A 4,899-nucleotide genomic window follows, 5' to 3' on the forward strand; every position below is an offset into this window, starting at 1 on the left:
ACCCTGGTCAGGTGGAGAATGCCGTCGCGGTGCTCGTTCCAGCACGCATCGTAGGCCGCGAACGAACCGTCGCGCCCGCGCGCGGCCACGATGGACACCTCGCGGCTGAACGGGACGAAGCCTTCCAAGATGGCGGGCGCGCCGCCGAGCTGGGCCCAGGCTTCGGCAACCGAGTCGCCGGGCCGAATTCTGACCTGGCCCTTGCCGTCGTAGCCGAAACGGCGCGTCTTGAGGATGGCGGGCCCGCCGAGCTCCTCCAGCGCGCGCGCCAACTCGGCCTCGCTGCCGACGGCCCGGAACGGCGCGGTCGGAATGCCGAGCCCGGCGACGAAGGTCTTTTCGGCCAGGCGGTCCTGCGCGGTCGCGAGCGCCTTGGCGCCGGGATGGAGCGGCCGCATCGATTCGAGGATCTCGGCCGTGCGGGCTGGCACGTTCTCGAACTCGTAGGTGACGACGTCGACCGCCCCGGCAAAGGCGCGCAAAGCCGCCTCGTCCTCGTAATCGGCGACGCTGTGGCGGGCCGAGACGTCGAAGGCCGGGCTGTGCGGATCCGGGCAGAAGATGTGCGACTTCAAGCCGAGATTGGCGGCGGCCAGGGCCAGCATGCGGCCGAGCTGGCCACCGCCCAGAATTCCAACCGTGGCGCCAGGCGCGACTCGCTCAAGCATCGTCACGCGGCCGGTCCGCCACCTCGTCCGTGCGGGCCTGCCGCCACGCCGTGAGCCGCTCCGACAGGGCCTCGTCCTCGAGGGCCAGGATCGAGGCCGCGAGCAGCGCCGCATTGACGGCCCCGGCCCGCCCGATCGCGAGCGTCCCGACCGGCACCCCGGCGGGCATCTGCACGATGGACAGAAGGCTGTCCTGCCCGGAGAGCGCCTTCGACTCCACCGGAACGCCGAGCACGGGCAGCGTCGTCATGGACGCGGCCATGCCGGGCAGGTGGGCGGCTCCGCCTGCACCCGCGACGATTACCTTGAAGCCGGCCGCGCGCGCGCCCTTGGCGAAGGAGAACAGCCGATCGGGCGTGCGATGGGCCGAGACGATCCGGTCGTCATGCGCGATCCCGAGCGCGTCCAGGGTCTCCGCGGCGTGCCGCATCGTGGCCCAATCGGACTGGCTGCCCATGATGATCGCGACGGGTGGCGCACCCGCGTTCATGCCCCGCTCCGGTCTCCCGGGCACGCCCGGCTCGAAAGAGGGCGGCTTAGAGGAGCGCACAGGGGACGGCAAGCCGCTTTGGCCACTACCCGCGCACACAATCCGCCCCCGTCAGGCGATGATGTCGGGCGTCAGCTCGTCCTCGATGAACGAGATCCGGTCCTTCAGGATGAGCTTGCGCTTCTTGAGGCGCTGCACCTGGAGCTGATCGCCGCCATTCATCGCATCGAGGGCATCGATGGCGGAATCCAGATCCCGATGCTCCTGCTTCAGCCGCGACAGCTCCGATCGCATCGCGGCCAAAGGATCATCGTCCTGTTCCAGCACCATCCGGCTCCCGAGCGTCGCAGTTGTAGCGCCCGAAGGCTGTCGCCACTATGCTGCCGAGCGGGCATCGCAGCAAGGCGCGCGGCCCGTCAACCTGCGGCCTCATGCCACGGGTTTGCCACGAATCAAGAGAAAGCTTGGGGCCCCCGCAACAGGTGAGGAGACATAGATGCCGCTGCAGAACCATCTGTCCGAGCTCGAGCGCAAACACGAAGCGCTGGAGCGCGAGCTCCACGATGTCACCGGACGCCCCTCCACCGATTCGGCCCGGCTCGCCGAGCTGAAACGGCGCAAACTGCAGCTCAAGGATGAAATCTATCGCCTGAAGCGGACGACGCACTGACGTCGCGCCGCCAATCCTGAGATCCGCCGCCTCGAGGAGGGGCGGCGGATTTCATGGCGGGTCAGACCTGCCGGGCCATCTCCCGCAGGCGGAATTTCTGGATTTTTCCCGTCGAGGTTTTCGGCAGCTCGACGAAGACCACGTGCCTGGGCGCCTTGTAATGCGCGAGGTTGGCGCGGCACCAGGCCACAATTTCCTCGGCGGAAACCATCTCCGAAGGTTTCAGCTCGACAAAGGCGACCGGCGTCTCGCCCCATTTCTCGTCCGGCTTCGCCACCACGGCGGCGGCCTGCACGGCCGGGTGCTTGTACAACGCCTCCTCCACCTCGATGGACGAGATGTTCTCGCCGCCCGAGATGATGATGTCCTTCGAGCGGTCCTTCAGCTGCACATAGCCATCCGGGTGCTTCACCCCGAGATCGCCCGAGTGGAACCAGCCGCCCGCGAAGGCCGCGGCGCTCGCGCTCGGGTTCTTCAGGTAGCCCTTCATCACGACGTTGCCGCGGAACATGACCTCGCCGAGCGTCGCCCCATCCGCGGGAACGGGCGCCATCGTCTCGGGATCGAGCACGTCCAACGCGTCGAGCGGCACATAGCGGACGCCCTGGCGGGACTTCAGAGCCGCCTGCTCGCCCTCGGGCAGCGCATCCCATCCGCCCTGCCACTCGTTCACGACGGCCGGACCGTAGGTTTCCGTCAGCCCATACACGTGCGTGACGTTGAACCCCGCGCTCGCCATCGCGGCGAGGACCGCCTCGGGCGGCGGCGCGGCGGCCGTGATGAACTCCACCCGGTGCGGCAGCGCGCGCCGGTCGGCGGCGGGCGCGTTCAGCAGCGTCGACATGACGATGGGCGCGCCGCAGAGATGCGTGACGCCGTGATCCGCAATGGCGTCGTACATCGCCTTTGCCCGAACCCAGCGCAGGCACACATGCGTCCCGGCGAGGACCGAGATGGTCCAGGGGAAGCACCAGCCGTTGCAGTGGAACATCGGCAGCGTCCAGAGATAAACCGGATGCCGGCCCATCGCGGCCGACAGCACGTTGCCGACCGCGGTCAGATACGCGCCGCGGTGATGGTAGACGACGCCCTTCGGGTCGCCCGTGGTGCCCGACGTGTAGTTGAGCGCGATCGCGTCCCATTCGTCGCGGGGCGGCTGCCAGGCAAAGGCGGGATCGCCCTCCGCCAGCAGCGCCTCGTAATCGAGATCGCCGAGCACCTCGCCGGGGCCGTCGAATTCCGGATCGTCGTAGTCGACCACCAGCGGCTTCACCGACGCGGAGGCCAGCGCGGCCTTCACGACGGGGGCGAACTCGCGGTCGGTGATCAGGACCTTGGCCTCGCCGTGGTCCAGCGCGAACGCGACCGTGGCAGCGTCGAGCCGCGTGTTCAGCGTGTTCAGCACCGCCCCGCACATGGGCACGCCGTAATGGCTCTCGAGCATGGCCGGCGTGTTGGCGAGCACCACCGCGACCGTGTCGCCGCGGCCGATCCCCCGCTTCGCGAGCGCCGAGGCGAGCCGCCGCGTCCGGGCGTAGAACTCGGCATAGGACCGGCGCAGCCCGCCATGGATGATGGCCGTGCGGTCAGGAAACGTGTGGGCCGCCCGCTCGAGAAATTGCAGCGGCGTCAGCGGCTGGTGGTTCGCCGGATTCCGGTCGAGATCCCGATCATATGGGGACACCGGCCCCTCCCTGAAGCTTTGTTGCAGCTTTAGGGTCCGCCTGGCCGCCGGGCAATCTTGCTCAGAAGTCGATCGCCCGCCCGCCGATCTCCCAATCCTCGTACCGGACCGGATCGAGCCCGCCGCGCCCGTTCTGCTCGGGGCTTTGGGCGATCTCGGCGGCGCGCCGGTCGATGTCGGCCCGCCGCTCCGCCGCCTCGGCTAGCGCGCGTTTCGCGGCCTCGCTCAAAGGTTTGCCCGGCGCGGCGCCGGGGGAGCCCTCGTCCTGTGGCGGTTGCGAGCCTGTGCCCATATGAGAGATCGCGGCCGTATCCATGCCGGCGAGTTGGAGAACGTATTGGACAGCGTCAAGGTCGATCCGGGCAGCCGGAGGAAGGCTCGCCTATGCCGGCCGTGAAACGTGGCGGTCGGCAGGGGCCGAAACCGGACGCGCAGGCGCCGGCGGAGGAGCAGCCCGGGTTCGCGGCGCGCCAGCTGGCCTATTCGAGCGTCGCGGAGGTGCTTCGAACCGGCACGAGCCTCGACGATGCCCTGGCCCGCCATGCCGGAGCCGATCCGCTCGCGCGCGCCATCGCGGTCACGACCTTTCGCCGGCTCGGGACACTCGGGCGGGTTTTGAACCAGCGACTCAGCAAGGGCCTGTCCGAGGACGAACGCGCCTTTGCGCTGCTGGCGACCGGTGCCGCGCAGATCCTCTACCTGAACGTCCCGGACCACGCCGCGGTGGACCTCGCGGTCGAGCTCGCGCGCAGCGACCCGAAGCTCCGGCACCTGACGGGCCTTGCCAACGCCGTGTTGCGCCGGGTCGCGCGGGACGCCGAACAGATCCGCGCCGAGACTGCCGCGCCGCTCGACGACGCCCCCGTTTGGCTCGCCCAGCGCTGGACCGACGCATACGGGCCGGAGCGGGCAGCCGCCATCGCGGCCGCCCATCGCGAGGGCGCGGCCGTCGACATCAGCGTGAAGACCGACCCGGAGGGCTGGGCCGAGCGGCTCGGCGGCACGCTGCTGCCGACCGGTAGCATCCGCCTCGCCGACCGGACCGCGATCCCCGAGCTCCCCGGCTTCGAGGCTGGGGAATGGTGGGTGCAGGACGCGGCGGCCGCCCTTCCGGCGCGGTTGCTCGCCGTTCAGCCGGGAGAGCGCGCGCTCGATCTCTGCGCGGCACCGGGCGGCAAGACGGCCCAGCTTGCCGCAGCGGGCGCGACCGTGACGGCGGTGGACCGCTCTGCCGCCCGCCTCAACAGGCTCCGCCAAAACCTCGAGCGGCTGCGGCTCGACGCGGAGGTCGTGTGTCAGGACGGGCTCGCCTTCCAGGCCGAGCCCTTCGACGCCGTGCTGCTCGACGCGCCCTGCACGGCGACCGGGACCATCCGGCGCCACCCGG

Annotated in this window: 7 protein-coding genes; 2 read left to right on the plus strand and 5 right to left on the minus strand. The window is 70.0% G+C overall.

Annotated features, from left to right (window positions below; genetic code table 11):
- The 3 genes from JWR86_RS05735 to JWR86_RS05745 form a co-directional block, all read right to left on the minus strand.
- On the minus strand, positions 1–668 hold a 668-nt coding region (locus JWR86_RS05735; protein WP_299562009.1), incomplete at its 3' end, for an ATP-grasp domain-containing protein.
- Entirely contained in the window at positions 661–1,158 is a 498-nt protein-coding gene (gene purE / locus JWR86_RS05740; protein ID WP_299561994.1) for a 5-(carboxyamino)imidazole ribonucleotide mutase, read from the minus strand. The genes JWR86_RS05735 and purE, both read right to left, overlap by 8 nt.
- 111 nt (positions 1,159–1,269) lie before the next feature.
- Positions 1,270–1,488, minus strand: coding sequence for a DUF465 domain-containing protein (locus JWR86_RS05745; RefSeq protein ID WP_299561997.1), 219 nt, complete (start codon positions 1,486–1,488; stop codon positions 1,270–1,272).
- Between the two features lie 166 nt (positions 1,489–1,654).
- Between JWR86_RS05745 and JWR86_RS05750 the strand changes: the two genes are divergently transcribed.
- Positions 1,655–1,828 carry a DUF465 domain-containing protein gene (locus tag JWR86_RS05750; RefSeq protein ID WP_299562000.1) on the plus strand — a complete coding sequence of 58 codons (174 nt, stop codon included), beginning with the start codon at positions 1,655–1,657 and terminating at the stop codon, positions 1,826–1,828.
- Positions 1,829–1,889: 61 nt separating this feature from the next.
- Here the strand turns inward: JWR86_RS05750 and JWR86_RS05755 are convergent, their stop codons facing one another.
- Both JWR86_RS05755 and JWR86_RS05760 read right to left on the minus strand, forming a co-directional pair.
- A complete protein-coding gene (locus JWR86_RS05755; RefSeq protein WP_299562003.1) occupies positions 1,890–3,512 on the minus strand; it encodes an acyl-CoA synthetase in 1,623 nt (540 codons plus the stop codon).
- Between the two features lie 61 nt (positions 3,513–3,573).
- The gene (locus tag JWR86_RS05760) at positions 3,574–3,804 is read right to left on the minus strand and encodes a DUF1674 domain-containing protein (protein WP_299562012.1); all 231 of its coding nucleotides are present in this window, start codon (positions 3,802–3,804) and stop codon (positions 3,574–3,576) included.
- Positions 3,805–3,896: 92 nt separating this feature from the next.
- Here JWR86_RS05760 and JWR86_RS05765 point away from each other — a divergent pair.
- Positions 3,897–4,899: transcription antitermination factor NusB (locus tag JWR86_RS05765; protein WP_299562006.1), on the plus strand; the 1,003-nt coding region annotated here is incomplete at its 3' end.

Source organism: Enterovirga sp., assembly GCF_028290205.1.
In the GTDB taxonomy this organism is placed as follows: Bacteria; Pseudomonadota; Alphaproteobacteria; order Rhizobiales; family Beijerinckiaceae; genus Enterovirga.